The sequence below is a fragment of the Deltaproteobacteria bacterium genome, from assembly GCA_023382265.1.
GTDB lineage: Bacteria > JAMCPX01 > JAMCPX01 > JAMCPX01 > JAMCPX01 > JAMCPX01.
In genome coordinates this window covers 42560-55702 of the sequence record JAMCPX010000039.1, presented here as the reverse complement: position 1 = coordinate 55702, position 13143 = coordinate 42560, and the positions used below count along the sequence as shown (strand labels likewise).

Below are 13143 nucleotides of genomic sequence, written 5' to 3'. Positions count from 1 at the left end.
TATCAATATGCTCCTTTTCTGGAAAGGATTGCAGGAATGGTGCGTAGAACAATGATCATATCAAGCAAAAGAGAACGGTTTTTTATGTAGTAAAAATCATACTCAAGATTGTTATGAAGAGGGATATCTTTTCTGCCAAGAATTTGCCATAATCCTGTTATCCCGGGTTTTACGGTGAGTCTTTTTTTTTGCCATTCCTCATACTGTTCTACAATAAACGGCATCTCAGGTCTTGGCCCGACAATACTCATCTCCCCTTTGATTACGTTTATAAGGTTTGGAAGCTCATCCATACTTGTTTGTCTCAAAAATTTGCCAACCTTTGTTATTCGTGCATCTTCACCTTTGCTCGGGGAGTAGTTATAAGGAGCCGTATCAGAATGCATTGTCCGAAACTTATATATATTAAAAGGCCTTCCGTTTATCCCTATTCTTTCGTGTATAAAAAAAATGCCGCCTTCTGAATCAAGCCTTATCATTAGTGGAATTATTATCCATACCGGCAAAGACAATATGATAAGCATAGAGGTAATGATTATATCCATAGCTCTTTTTAGTATCTCATAAACGAGGTTGTTCTTTTCTTCTTTAAGATCAAATACAGGAAAATCTTCTATAAATTCTATGTCAGCATTGTGCGCAAGCACTCCGAATAAATCCGATACGATCCTGAATCCAACCGATACACCCTCGCATCTCATTATGAGATCCATTATCCTATTATGTGACAGAGAAGGAATTGCAATGATTACCTCTTCTATTTTGTGTTTATCAACTATCCCCCTTATATCGTCCACTGTACCGAGAACAGGTATATTTGATATGGAAATACCTGATTTGTTGATATCGTCATCAAGAAAACCTATTACTTTATAACCCTTTTCAGGGTGATCCGATATCCTCTGGAGTGCCCTTATACCTGTGGTGCCTGCACCTATTATAATACACTTGGTATTACCATAACCAAGTTTCATATATTTCTCATGAACACTGAAAAGTATGAGCCTTGATATCCCTGTTAGTATAAAATTTAATGAAATAAAAATCAGTACAACGGATCTGGCAAAATCATATTCCTTTATAAGGAATGATGCCGACATTACAACAAGCGCGGATAGAGTTACCCCGCGTATAATGAGTTGAAATTCCTCAAGAGGTTTTTTGATTTTTCTTGGTTTGTATATGCCGAATATGCTGTTTGTTATGATCCACAGCAAAAACATGATTGGGTAAAATTCGGAATATATTTTTAAAGAATTTATTTCATAGCCGAATAACGGTGCAATAAAAATTCTTAACCAGTATGCTCCGAACCATGATATGGATATCAGTATGGCATCAGATACGAGGATTACAAAATGCGTCCTTCTCAATAGCCATTGTTTCATATTCTATATTAAAACCAAAGTCCAAGTCCTATGATTCCGTTTAATGAGTTAATATTTATACTCATACCGTTATTTGATGCTGTAGTATTTGCGTATTTACCTGCGATAAATATTCCAACCTGTCTCATAATCCTTATACCGAGCTGCAGCCCAATGCCAATATCCGATATATTATCAAAACCGTAGGTTCTGCTTGAAGTGTTTGTAGTTAACAGATTTGTATCCGCAGAAATTGTGGTGATATTTGAATAAGGTGTGTAGAACCCGTAATAACCAAGTAATGTTAGCTCAATATGGTTACCAATAAAACTGTGCACCCTTAATGATGCACCAATGCTTGATATGATTATAGCCTCTGCATCGCCTTTGAAGGATGAATTTGTTAAGGACAGGCTGCTTGTTGATGCCCCACCTATACCGACCGATGTCAGCCCGAAGTAGGGACCAACCATGATGGATAAACCTCTTGTTGTGTATACGACACCCTGAAAATCCATATTGATATCTGCGATAAATGATTTATTTGTGGTTGTCCCGTCTGAAAATGTTACAGAACCAAGGCCGCCGCCATCAAGCATTACATGATACGCAAGGTATAAACCTTCTGAATCATCTTCAAGATATCCCGAGAAACTTGAATTGTGAATATTTGATGCGGAGACGCTATTTGTATTTTGTTTCCAGTTGCCTGTGCCTAAACCAATTAGAAGCCTTGCGTGTGTATCAAGGGGATCTGCAACCACTCTTGCATTAGCAGATACTGATACACTTATAATAGTCGTAATCGTAACCATAAAAAACAAGAAAACCTTATTCATAACTACCTCCTTATTTTTTTGTATCACATATAGTCTAGTTAATAAAGATATATAGTCAGGTGTTACACAAATACCATTTATCGCGCAAGTAAACTTCCCCATCACACCCATTATGTTAACATAATGGATTATGGATAGAATTAATTGAGAATCATCGTATCTGTATAATAAGAAAAATACTTTTATTGACATTTTTTGTATTGTAACATATCAACTAATTAAATCAGAGGTTATACCATGGACAAAAAAGAAGAGAAGGAACGAAATATTTTTGATAGAGCTGAAGAGTTTTTACAGATATTTAAAAAGGGAGCGGAGTTTACTCAGGAGCTTTTAAAAACGAATGAAAAGCTAAGATATAAAATACTACAGCTTGAAGAAGACAATAAATCGATAAAAAAGTCGCCTGCCGCTCAGAACGAGCAGTACGAAACACTTATGCAGCAGATATCTGAGCTGAAACAAGAAAAAGAAGAGATAGCCGTACGAATAAAAGAGATTGAAAATGAGAATAAAGACTTTGCACAAAGATACATAGAAGTAGAAGAAGAGAACAACAATCTTGCAAATCTTTATATAGCAAGCTATCAGCTTCATTCAACCCTTGATTTTAAAGAAGTTCTGCAGATCATACTTGAAATAATAATAAACCTTGTCGGTGCTGAAGAATTTGGTATATTTTTACTTGATGAAAAAACACACGAGCTTAAAATGATGGCATCAGAAGGTATAGACGACGGGCAGGTGCCGTCGATAAATGTCGGCTCGGGTATTATAGGTAGGGCAGCTAAGACAGGGGAGTCATACTTCATGGAGGATATCTCGGATCCTGCAAAGATCGATTGGATACATCCTCTGGTAGCAATACCGTTAAAAATAAAAGAGCATGTCATAGGAGTAATAGTGATTTACAAACTGCTACAGCAGAAAAAAACCTTTACACCGCTTGATCATGAATTGTTTACATTGCTTGCAGGGCACGCAGCTACGGCGATATTTAGTTCCAAGCTTTTCTCTGAGTCGGAGAGAAAGCTTTCCACTATTCAGGGTTTTATAGACCTGCTTACAAAATAAAGAATGGGATCTGATCATGGAAGAGTATAAAATCTTAATCGTTGAAGATTCGCCAACAATGAGGCAACTCATATCATTTGCACTTAAGAGGCTTAAAAATTCAAGAATAGTGGAAGCAAGTGATGGAGTTGATGGCTTAAAAAAACTCTCGCAAGATTCTTTTAATATCATAATAACGGATATTAATATGCCTGTAATGGATGGATTAAAACTTGTAAGCCTTGTAAGAAAGGACCCTACTTACAAAGAAACACCCATCATTATTATTACAACAGAGGGCGCGCAGGAAGATAAAGATCGCGCTATGGCATTGGGTGCAAATACTTATGTAACCAAACCTATCTCAGGATCACAAGTACTTGAAACTGTAAAAACATACCTCAATATAAAATAGCGGATTTATAAGTTATCTGCTAAGAACCTCGTTTTACCTACACGAGGTATTCATTGAATATGTTTGCTCTCAATACCCTTCTTTAAATCAGATTTATTATCAATATTTCGTTTTTTTGATTAACCGAGACTGATAGAAAAAACTTGACTATAATCGTTCTTCTACATAATAGATATCTACTGGCCAGATAGCTCAGTCGGTAGAGCAGCGGACTGAAAATCCGCGTGTCGGCGGTTCAATTCCGTCTCTGGCCATTTTTGAGATTAAAATGTCCGGTTTTTATAATGCTCTTGCCGCTACACTTACTGTGTAATTCCTATGTATCCCAGGTGAATCCCATACAGCAGTCGAACCGGTAAACATGGGTACACCACCTATAGTCCATACATAGCTTAAGGGATCCACAGCTTGGCCATAAGCATCGCACGGCAAGATGGCAGACGTAATAGCCGGATAAAGTACAATTTTATCTCCGCTGAGCACTTGAATTGGTATTCCATATCGGTTCACATGTACTTGCAAGAATACCGGGTTGCAGTATTACAGAATATAAAGAAATTTCATTAAAACTCTGGGAACTTGGATTGTAAAGAAGTATTTTGCCGAAGTAACAGTTAAGGGCAAAATCCTTCAAATCACTGCTGCACCATGATATGCAAGAGCAGTGGCAATGGCTGCTCCAATACCCTTGCTTGCCCCTGTTATAAGTATTACTTTACCATTTAAACCAAGTTCCATAATGATTGGTCTCCTTTTTACGGTCGCTCTAAAGTAAAATCGTAAATTTATCAGATTTCGTATTTAAAATTTCTTTGCTCTATCTTATTCAAACTAATTTTATTAACTAAACTACATTCAACCGGCAAGTGCCACACTTAGAGCTTATCTTGGATCTTTATACCGTATGTGGATATATATAATTGACAGGGCAGATGTACTGTTTCTATTACTCCGATATAAATAAGAAGGGCTAACCGGATACAAGGAAAATTTGAGATTCTGAATTCCCTATCAAGCCTGTCATCTGCTCAGATTCATGGATGCTGGATTGAGAATTGATGGTGTGCATGGCGATTGAAAATATTGAGGAATTCATCAGTAGAGCTATATACAGTACGTCTCTATCTTCTTATTGCATTTTTCGGATAAATGGTTTTATGAAGTGTATATAAATGATGTCTCAGGAGGTATTAAATGGAATATCAGGAGATTATTGACAGGCTAAAACACATTGTTGATACACCAACACATCCCATACCAGAGGGCACTTTATCAAAAATTAAGGAACGTTATTATGCACAACACGGCAGGTCAGCCGCATTGTATGAGAAGGCAAAGGAAGTAATCCCGGGAGGCGTTGAGCATAACCTCAGCCTTGAAAAGCCCTTCCCTATCACTATGGACGGGGCAAAGGGCTACAAGATGTGGGACATAGACGGTAACGAATACGTTGATTATCTGATGTCCGGAGCGCCGATTATACTCGGACATCATTATGATCCTCTTGATAACAAGATCATAGACATCATAAAAGAAAAGGGTCCTTCTACCGGATGCACGTCAGAGTACGAGATACTCGCTGCACAGGAAGTTATAAAGCACGTGCCCAACGTCGAGATGGTAAGGTTCCTGCAGTCGGGTACGGAAAGCGTGATGGCGGCACTGCGTATTGCACGGATATACACCCAGAAGGACAAAATTATCAAGATCGGAGGCAGCTATCACGGATGGAGCGACCAGGTTGTATACTCACTACATGTGCCCGGTGCAGGCCAGCTTGAATCAGCAGGCATACCTTCCGATTGTTTCAACAACATGGTAGATGTATTTCCCAATGATTTTGAAGGATTAAAGACCGCATTTGAGGAAAATAAAAACAAAGGCGGCATTGCAGCGGTAATTGTAGAGCCTATCGGCGGTGAGTCGGGCACACACCCGGTACACCCGGACTGGAACAATGCCATCAGAAAGCTGTGTGATGTGTACGGTGCACTGTTAATCTTTGACGAGGTTGTTACAGGGTTCAGACTTGGCCTGGCAGGTGCACAAAAATATTTCAATGTTAATGCCGATATTGTTGTGTTCGGGAAGATCATAGCACACGGCTATCCTGCAGCAGGTGGTATAGGCGGGAGAAAGGACATTATGGCTATATGCTCGGGCGTGGGCAGTATAGGTCAAAAGGCATACATCGGAGGAACCCTATCGGCAAACCCGATATCAACAGCCGCGTGTTATTATACGTTAAAACTCATGGAAGAAAACGATGCTGTTCAGAAAGCAGCAGACTATGCTGATAAACTGACAAAAGAGATGAACACTCTGTTCTCCACAAGGGAGGACCTGCCGTTTTTCGCATTTAACTTTGGTCCTATCATACACTATGAAACAACCGGCATGCTATCGGTAAGCGTTCATAATCCGGATGTCTTCAATGAGGTTATGACACGGAGACATATTGCCCAGGACTATCAAATGGTGATAATCGATCAGGGGATCTTTACCCTTGCAGGCTCAAGGATGTACACCTGCATGCAGCATGACAAAGAGGCACTCGATAAAACCATCAAGGCATGGGAATACACACTTTCATTGATTCCAAAGGGTTGAGGATAAAGATACGGACAAAAAAGTGCAACATGGAAGGACGTTTGCTCATCCGGGATCTTATCCGGACTGATTTATTGAATCAAGCCAGTTTCTTATTACCGGATAAACCTCTTTGGGAGCGTTTTTGCCGAAAACCATATCTATGTGTCCATAATCTGCAGAAAATTTATCAGATTTTGAAAGTTCGATATACGATTTATCAACCGATGCGAATTTTTCATAAGCCAATACGGTATCTTTCACAGGTGCAATCATATCTTCTGCACCGGAGATAACGAGCATGGGTATGGAAACTTTATCAAGGTTTGCTGTTACATTTGTGCCGTCTGAAAGCTTTATATCTCCTTGTTTAAGCCATGATGCGAACTGAAAGAGAAGCTTTGTGGATAACGGTGTTATAGCATTGTACTGAGCAGTGCGGATGATGTTATAATCAACATTTTTTACATTCATCTGAAACTTTACAAACGAGCTATTAAGTATACCGGTAAGAGGCGAGATGAGTTTTGCAAACGAATCAAATCGCAGCTTTACGGTAAGTTTCATCAATAGCCTTAATCGTATCAATTTTACAAGATGTGACCTTGCGTTGTTAAATGCGGCAGGCGAACCAAGCGTAACTCCTGCCTTTACAAATTGCTCACCACCGGTAACAAGGAATGCATGCAATAACATGCCTCCCATTGAGTGTCCTACCCAGCACACCCTATCCTCTGCTGTCTTATTAAGAACATATTTAACAGCAGCTGGAATATCCTTTTTTAAGTAATCGTCATAACTAAAATCCCAGTTATCATACTCTATGATGCCTTTTACATTCGCACCCCTTAAATTCAATATCCAGCTATCGTATCCGGCTTCTGAAAGGTGCCGGGCTAATGAATACCCTCCGCTTATATCAAAGTTATGCATATTAGCCCCAAGTCCATGACACAATATTACCGGCTTTTTATGAGTATGTTCGCCTTTGGGTACGTACCTGAAAATCGCGATTTTTATATCATCCGATGTACTTATAAAATGTATCTCATCGGACATTGTCTTGATTGCATATTTTTTTGAAAGGATTCGCGTGTATGCAAATAACAATACTACAGCAGCAAATAAAAATGCCAGATAAATCATAAAACTTAATAGAACATATTTTTATGCATCGCACAATAAGAAGAAGGTCTAAAAAGGTTTAACTATACTAAATATTCAACAATACATTATCAATTTATTGACATAACAAACAATTGACTTTATTGATTTATCTATCAAAATTTTAAGGAGGTAGCTTTATGGGGCTTTTGGATGGAAAGGCAGCTATAGTAACGGGTGCAGGTAATGGTATAGGTAAGTCGCACGCCATTGCACTTGCAAAAGAAGGGGCAAAGGTTGTTGTAAACGATCTCGGCGGCACAAGAGACGGGTCGGGAACTTCAACGAATTTTGCCGACACGGTAGTAGACGAGATCAAAAAGATGGGTGGTAAGGCTGCTGCAAATTATGATTCTGTTGCAACAATTGAAGGTGCAGCAAAGATAGTAAAAACAGCCGTTGATGCTTTTGGTAGACTCGACATACTCGTTAATAACGCCGGTATACTGCGAGATAAAACATTATTGAAAATGTCGGAAGCAGAATGGGATATCGTTATATCGGTTCATTTAAAAGGCACATTCGCTATGAGTCAGGCAGCAGCAAGGGTTTTTAAAGAACAGGGACAGGGCGGTAAAATCATAAATACAACATCCATAGCGGGCCTGCTTGGAAACTTTGGGCAAACAAACTACAGTGCTGCAAAAGGCGGTATATACTCTATGACAAAAACGGACGCAATGGAACTTGAGAAAGCAGGCATAACGGTAAATGCCATTGCGCCCATCGCGTATACAAGGCTCACAGAAGACCTTCCCATGTTTCAAGGACAGGAAAAAGAACTTGCGCCGGAATATATATCTCCTGTTGTTGTGTTCCTATCCTCCGACCTTGCAAAGGGCATTACAGGCAAGATCTTTGGGGTACAAGGCAGAAAGCTTTATCAGTTCTATATGAAGATGACCGAGGGTGTTACCAGGCCGGAAGGTATGTGGACACCTCAGGATATCGCATCCCAAATAGATAAAATATTAGCCGAATAGGGATTATGTTAATAGTTGTATCGGGCAGGCCGTAATGCCTGCCCGATAAGCAGGAGAATGTTATGTCATTCAAATACGCAGACAGACTATATGTTTTACCATCGTACCTTTTTGCAGAACTCGATAGACTCAAATCGGAATATATAAAGAGCGGTAAGGAAGTCATAGACCTCGGTGTCGGGGATCCGGATATCCCGACATCAAAAGATATCGTTGAAGCACTTAAAATTGCCTCGGAAGATCCCGCAAACCATATCTATCCATCCTATTCTGGCATGGATAGATTCAGGGAAGTGGCAGCAGAATGGTTTTATAAAAGATTCAATGTGAAACTTGATTATAAAAAACAAATACTTTCATTGATAGGCTCAAAAGAAGGTATAGCACATTTCCCTATTGCGTTTGTTAATCCCGGTGATGTGGTATTGTACACAGAGCCAGGCTATCCTGTTTATTTTGCTTCAACAATATTTGCAGGGGGTAATCCGTATCCGTTACCGCTTATTGAAAAAAACCGTTTCCTGCCGGACCTCAACAGTATACCCGAACGTGTATTAAAAAAGACAAAATTGTTATTTATAAACTATCCCAACAATCCGACGTCTGCAGTTGCAGATCACACCTTTTTTAAGAAGATAATAGAGTTTGCGAAGGTCCATAATATTATTGTTGCCCATGATGCTGCATATTCCGAAATGTATTTTAAAGAGAAGACCCACTCTATACTTGAGTATCCAGGTGCTATGGATGTGGCTATAGAATTCCATTCCCTGTCAAAAACATTCAGCATGACAGGATGGCGTATAGGGTTTGCGTGCGGCAATGATGAACTTATTGCAGGGCTTGGGAAAATAAAAACGAACATAGATTCGGGCGTGTTCCAAGCTGTTCAATGGGCAGGAATAAAGGCATTAACCCTTGGGGATGCATTATCAGAACCATTGAGGGAGTGTTATCATCGACGTGTGGATATGGTTACCACTAAATTAATAAAATCAGGGCTCAAGCCGTTCAATAATTCAGCTACATTTTATATATGGACAAAGCTGCCGGACTGCATAGACTCAACCTCGTTCACGATGAAGCTGTTACAGCAAACTGGTGTTGTTGTATCTCCTGGTATCGGCTTCGGAAAATCGGGAGAAGGATACTTCAGAATGTCTGTAACAAATAAAGAAGAACTGCTTGAAAAGGCTTGTGAGAAAATAGACGGGTTCATAAAGTCAATGCTATAATAAGGAATTTGTTAAGGATAAATAAAAGATGCTTGATCGCTTTTTTAAATTTTTAGAAAAAGACAGATTTTATTATCCGTTCATTTATCTGGTCGTCGGAATTTATGCGGAGATAAGAGGATTGTTTGAAGCTCGCATTTTTCATCCCGCTAACATGAACATCCCGTTGATGTTAAGATATGATGCTATTGCATATTTCTGGCTGGCATTTCTTGCTGGAACAACGATAGTCTCGATAATTGCAAGCATACCGCTCAAAAACATATCCAATCTATTCTTATACGGTTTCTGGCTGATTATCATGCCGCCCGTGTTTGACGAATATATTTTTCACCACCCATCATACTATCATTATACGGGTTCTTTACATTTTTTTCATAATCTCATTTTCTTTTATAGCAAAACAGGCATCACACCTGGGATAAAGCTTGAAGTCGCGATCATACTTTTACTTGTATTCATATATTCTTTTGTACGAACAAAAAACTTATTCAAAAGCCTTCTCGCTGTGATACTTATATACGTATTGTCAGTCGCTTTAAAAAGTACCGATACTCTGAAGCCTTTTTTATGGCTTGCAGCGCATTTTAGCAATGAAAGGGGTAAATTGTTTCTTGCTGTTGTATTCAATTTAGCAATGCTGTTTGTTCTTCCTTTTACAGAGGACGGAAGAGAACTTATAGCCGAGAGCATTAGATCTATCTCGTTATTGCCCATACTGAATGTATTTATCGGATTATCGGGTGTGTTTATTTATGATGTCATTACAAAACGTGATATTTCTATTCGTCCGCTTGATATGTTTGTCTTTGGTATATTCACGGTCTCTATGATTTCAAACCTCAAGCATAATAAGAAATTACTCTACACCTATCTCTTCATTTCAATATGGTTCATTTTATCTTCGTCCCTGCTTTCTGCAATTCTATTGACAGCTATGCTTATTCTATCACTCATTGTAAAGAAGATGCCGGGTTATATATCAATAATATTTGCACTGCTTACCGGGTTATTTTCTGTTTAAACAGCAAAAAATAGCACCTTGACAAAAGAACCGGTTTATATAAAATACCGAATAATATTCGTTTATCTCCGAGTATATTTGGGGGTTTGACTTTGTAGATATAAAAAATAAACAACGGCTTCAAGTTATGTTGCATTTTTAAAAACTTTTATGATTTACTGTTCAAGTCGGGAGGTATTATGCCTAAAAAAATTAGGATTTTAATCGGCAAACCGGGTCTTGATGGACACGACCGCGGCGCAAGGATCATTGCAAGGCTACTAAGAGATGCGGGTTATGAAGTTATATACACCGGACTGCACCAAACCCCTGAGATGATAGTTGAGGCTGCACTGCAGGAAGATGTTGATGCAATAGGTTTGAGTATACTTTCGGGTGCACATAATACCCTGTTTAAAAAGGTTGTAGACCTGTTAAAAGAAAAGGGGTTAACTGACATAACCGTATTTGGCGGTGGAATTATCCCTGAAGAGGATGTTAAATATTTAAAAGGCATAGGTGTAAAGGGTTTATTTACACCTGGTACGAGTATGGAAGAAATAGTAAACTTTGTAAAAAATAACATAAAATCAAAAGTGTAGAAAGGAGAATTTATGGAACCGGTTTATATGGTATCGGGCGGTATAACAAAATTTGCAAAGGCTCATCCTGAGATGACATTTCAGCTTATGGTAAAGAAGGCTTACGATTATGCACTAAATGATATAGGGCTTACACATAAGGATGCATATCCTTTAATAGACGGCTCTGTAGCCTCTTACTTCTCAGACCACTTCACCAGACAACTTATGGCAGGGATCATGGTTCAGGATTATCTCGGGCTTGTACCGAAACCAAGTCATAGGGTAGAGGGCGGCGGGGCTACAGGAGGCATATGTTTCCAGGAGGCTTATAAGTCCGTCGCGTCCGGAGTAATGGATGTTTGTCTTGCTTATGGATTTGAAACCATGTCACACGTGAACACATGGAAGGGAAATGAGTTTATAGCCAATGCATCAGACATGAATTTTGATTATCCTGTCGGAGGTTTTTATACAGGTTACTATGCAATGATGGTTGTAAGACACATGAAAGAATTTGGAACTAAGGTAGAGCAAATGGCAAGGGTGTCTGTGAAAAATCATATTAATGCATATCATAACCCTTATGCACAAAAGCGTGAGAAGCTTACGATAGAGGATGTAAGAAACGCACCAATGGTTGCATGGCCATTAACAAGGCTTGATGTGTGTGTAATGTCTGATGGTGCAGCAGTTGCATTGCTTGCAAATGAAAAAGGGTTAAAAAAACTGGAAAAGGCTTCAGGCACAAAACTCAATCCTGTAAAGATCTCGGCTGTCGGCAGGGGCACCGATGCTATGAGAATGGCTGATAGGCCGCATGGCAAGGTTATACTGCTTCCACATGAAAGCCCTGATGATTATAAAGATCTCGATTACCCCGGTATACATTCATTTAGAGCAGGGAGAATGGCAACAAAACTTGCGTACGAAATGGCAAATATCGATAATCCTTTAAAACAGATTGATTTTGTAGAGCTGCATGATGCGTATACATCGTCAGAGATACAGACATACGAAGATATGGGACTTTGCAAGTACGGCGAAGGCGGAAAGTTTGTGGAAGAAGGTAATCCCTTTATGCCAAACCTTGATTATGGTTTAAAGCTTAAAAAACAGGGCACGATACCAGTAAACCCGTCAGGAGGACTGATCGCCTGCGGGCATCCGGTAGGTGCAACAGGTTTAATGCAGGCCGTATTTGCATTATGGCAGATCCAGCATTCAATTAAAAAGCATTTTGGCGATGATACCTTACAGGTTAAAAATGCAAAAAGGGGTGCCATACACAGCCATGCAGGCACAGGCACTTATGTAACAGTATCTATACTTGAAAAGGCATAAGGAGGCAATCATGGATAGAGATAACAAAAACATTACAATACCGGAGACAGAAGACGGCACCGTTCTATTTAACGTGCCGTTTCCAAAGGATATAAAACAGCTTAAGGACATAACACCCATAGTCTATTTGCAGCAGTACAACATTAATTATATTGTAAGCTATGGGCAGGATTCACCATTTTTTGCAGGGCTTGCGAATGGAAAACTGCTTGGGACAAAATGCACAAAATGCGGATACATACATGTTACACCAAAAATGCACTGTCAGGAGTGCGGCGGGGAGTGTGATTGGATAGAGCTTCCAAAAGAGGGAAGGATCCATACATTTACGGTATGCTATTTTGGCAGCGAGGAGTTTTTAAAAGAAACCCCATTCATACTAATCCTTGTCGAATTTGAGGGAGCAAAAACTCTTTTGCTTTCAAGGCTTGTTGGTTTCGATGCTTCTAAGGCATCGCTTGATCTTGTGGGTAAAAAGGTAATGCCAAGGTTTAAAAGAAATTCAAAGTTTAAGCCGACTGATGCGTATTTTGTGTTTGCTGAGTAACATTAACGGGCGGTAGAACGTTT

Annotated in this window: 13 protein-coding genes, 1 tRNA gene and 1 pseudogene; 10 read left to right on the top strand and 5 right to left on the bottom strand. The window is 39.3% G+C overall.

The genetic code is table 11. From position 1 onward, the window contains the following. Positions 1-2: 2 nt before the first annotated feature. Positions 3-1388 (bottom strand): exopolysaccharide biosynthesis polyprenyl glycosylphosphotransferase, encoded by a 1386-nt coding sequence (locus M1381_07725; GenBank protein ID MCL4478969.1) that lies wholly within the window; start codon positions 1386-1388, stop codon positions 3-5. 8 nt (positions 1389-1396) lie between these two features. After that, complete coding sequence (locus tag M1381_07720) at positions 1397-2206, bottom strand: hypothetical protein (GenBank protein ID MCL4478968.1); 810 nt, start codon at positions 2204-2206, stop codon at positions 1397-1399. Positions 2207-2443: 237 nt separating this feature from the next. On the opposite strand from M1381_07720, the gene M1381_07715 reads away from it, so the two are divergent. The 3 genes from M1381_07715 to M1381_07705 all read left to right on the top strand — a co-directional run bounded on the left by M1381_07715 (position 2444) and on the right by M1381_07705 (position 3928). Then, entirely contained in the window at positions 2444-3280 is an 837-nt protein-coding gene (locus M1381_07715) for a GAF domain-containing protein (GenBank protein ID MCL4478967.1), read from the top strand. A gap of 16 nt (positions 3281-3296) precedes the next feature. Further along, the gene (locus M1381_07710; GenBank protein MCL4478966.1) at positions 3297-3674 is read left to right on the top strand and encodes a response regulator; all 378 of its coding nucleotides are present in this window, start codon (positions 3297-3299) and stop codon (positions 3672-3674) included. A gap of 181 nt (positions 3675-3855) precedes the next feature. Then, positions 3856-3928: transfer RNA gene (locus M1381_07705), tRNA-Phe, on the top strand. Between the two features lie 25 nt (positions 3929-3953). Here the strand turns inward: M1381_07705 and M1381_07700 are convergent. Together M1381_07700 and M1381_07695 are read right to left on the bottom strand one after the other, a co-directional pair. Continuing rightward, complete coding sequence (locus tag M1381_07700) at positions 3954-4184, bottom strand: hypothetical protein (GenBank protein ID MCL4478965.1); 231 nt, start codon at positions 4182-4184, stop codon at positions 3954-3956. Positions 4185-4307: 123 nt separating this feature from the next. Further along, positions 4308-4412 (bottom strand): annotated as a pseudogene (locus M1381_07695) (SDR family NAD(P)-dependent oxidoreductase). A gap of 456 nt (positions 4413-4868) precedes the next feature. On the opposite strand from M1381_07695, the gene M1381_07690 reads away from it, so the two are divergent. Next, complete coding sequence (locus M1381_07690; GenBank protein MCL4478964.1) at positions 4869-6284, top strand: aminotransferase class III-fold pyridoxal phosphate-dependent enzyme; 1416 nt, start codon at positions 4869-4871, stop codon at positions 6282-6284. Positions 6285-6341: 57 nt separating this feature from the next. Here the strand turns inward: M1381_07690 and M1381_07685 are convergent, their stop codons facing one another. Next, positions 6342-7409, bottom strand: a complete 1068-nt coding sequence (locus M1381_07685) for a lysophospholipase (GenBank protein MCL4478963.1) — start codon at positions 7407-7409, stop codon at positions 6342-6344. 158 nt (positions 7410-7567) lie between these two features. Here M1381_07685 and M1381_07680 point away from each other — a divergent pair, with 158 nt between their 5' ends. The 6 genes from M1381_07680 to M1381_07655 all read left to right on the top strand — a co-directional run bounded on the left by M1381_07680 (position 7568) and on the right by M1381_07655 (position 13120). Beyond that, positions 7568-8410 carry an SDR family NAD(P)-dependent oxidoreductase gene (locus M1381_07680; GenBank protein ID MCL4478962.1) on the top strand — a complete coding sequence of 281 codons (843 nt, stop codon included), beginning with the start codon at positions 7568-7570 and terminating at the stop codon, positions 8408-8410. Positions 8411-8472: 62 nt separating this feature from the next. Then, positions 8473-9645: an LL-diaminopimelate aminotransferase gene (locus M1381_07675; protein ID MCL4478961.1), complete on the top strand. Its 1173-nt coding sequence runs from the start codon at positions 8473-8475 to the stop codon at positions 9643-9645. A gap of 28 nt (positions 9646-9673) precedes the next feature. Beyond that, positions 9674-10669, top strand: a complete 996-nt coding sequence (locus tag M1381_07670; GenBank protein MCL4478960.1) for a hypothetical protein — start codon at positions 9674-9676, stop codon at positions 10667-10669. 179 nt (positions 10670-10848) lie between these two features. After that, positions 10849-11250, top strand: coding sequence for a cobalamin B12-binding domain-containing protein (locus tag M1381_07665; protein MCL4478959.1), 402 nt, complete (start codon positions 10849-10851; stop codon positions 11248-11250). Between the two features lie 12 nt (positions 11251-11262). After that, positions 11263-12573 (top strand): thiolase domain-containing protein, encoded by a 1311-nt coding sequence (locus M1381_07660; protein MCL4478958.1) that lies wholly within the window; start codon positions 11263-11265, stop codon positions 12571-12573. A gap of 10 nt (positions 12574-12583) precedes the next feature. Continuing rightward, a complete protein-coding gene (locus M1381_07655; GenBank protein MCL4478957.1) occupies positions 12584-13120 on the top strand; it encodes a Zn-ribbon domain-containing OB-fold protein in 537 nt (178 codons plus the stop codon). The last annotated feature ends 23 nt before the right edge of the window (positions 13121-13143 follow it).

Coding starts and splice junctions, on each gene's coding strand:
- M1381_07725 (MCL4478969.1), bottom strand. CDS start 1,388: ATGAAACAATGGCTATTGAGAAGGACGCATTTTGTAATCCTCGTATCT.
- M1381_07720 (MCL4478968.1), bottom strand. CDS start 2,206: ATGAATAAGGTTTTCTTGTTTTTTATGGTTACGATTACGACTATTATA.
- M1381_07715 (MCL4478967.1), top strand. CDS start 2,444: ATGGACAAAAAAGAAGAGAAGGAACGAAATATTTTTGATAGAGCTGAA.
- M1381_07710 (MCL4478966.1), top strand. CDS start 3,297: ATGGAAGAGTATAAAATCTTAATCGTTGAAGATTCGCCAACAATGAGG.
- M1381_07690 (MCL4478964.1), top strand. CDS start 4,869: ATGGAATATCAGGAGATTATTGACAGGCTAAAACACATTGTTGATACA.
- M1381_07685 (MCL4478963.1), bottom strand. CDS start 7,409: ATGATTTATCTGGCATTTTTATTTGCTGCTGTAGTATTGTTATTTGCA.
- M1381_07680 (MCL4478962.1), top strand. CDS start 7,568: ATGGGGCTTTTGGATGGAAAGGCAGCTATAGTAACGGGTGCAGGTAAT.
- M1381_07675 (MCL4478961.1), top strand. CDS start 8,473: ATGTCATTCAAATACGCAGACAGACTATATGTTTTACCATCGTACCTT.
- M1381_07670 (MCL4478960.1), top strand. CDS start 9,674: ATGCTTGATCGCTTTTTTAAATTTTTAGAAAAAGACAGATTTTATTAT.
- M1381_07665 (MCL4478959.1), top strand. CDS start 10,849: ATGCCTAAAAAAATTAGGATTTTAATCGGCAAACCGGGTCTTGATGGA.
- M1381_07660 (MCL4478958.1), top strand. CDS start 11,263: ATGGAACCGGTTTATATGGTATCGGGCGGTATAACAAAATTTGCAAAG.
- M1381_07655 (MCL4478957.1), top strand. CDS start 12,584: ATGGATAGAGATAACAAAAACATTACAATACCGGAGACAGAAGACGGC.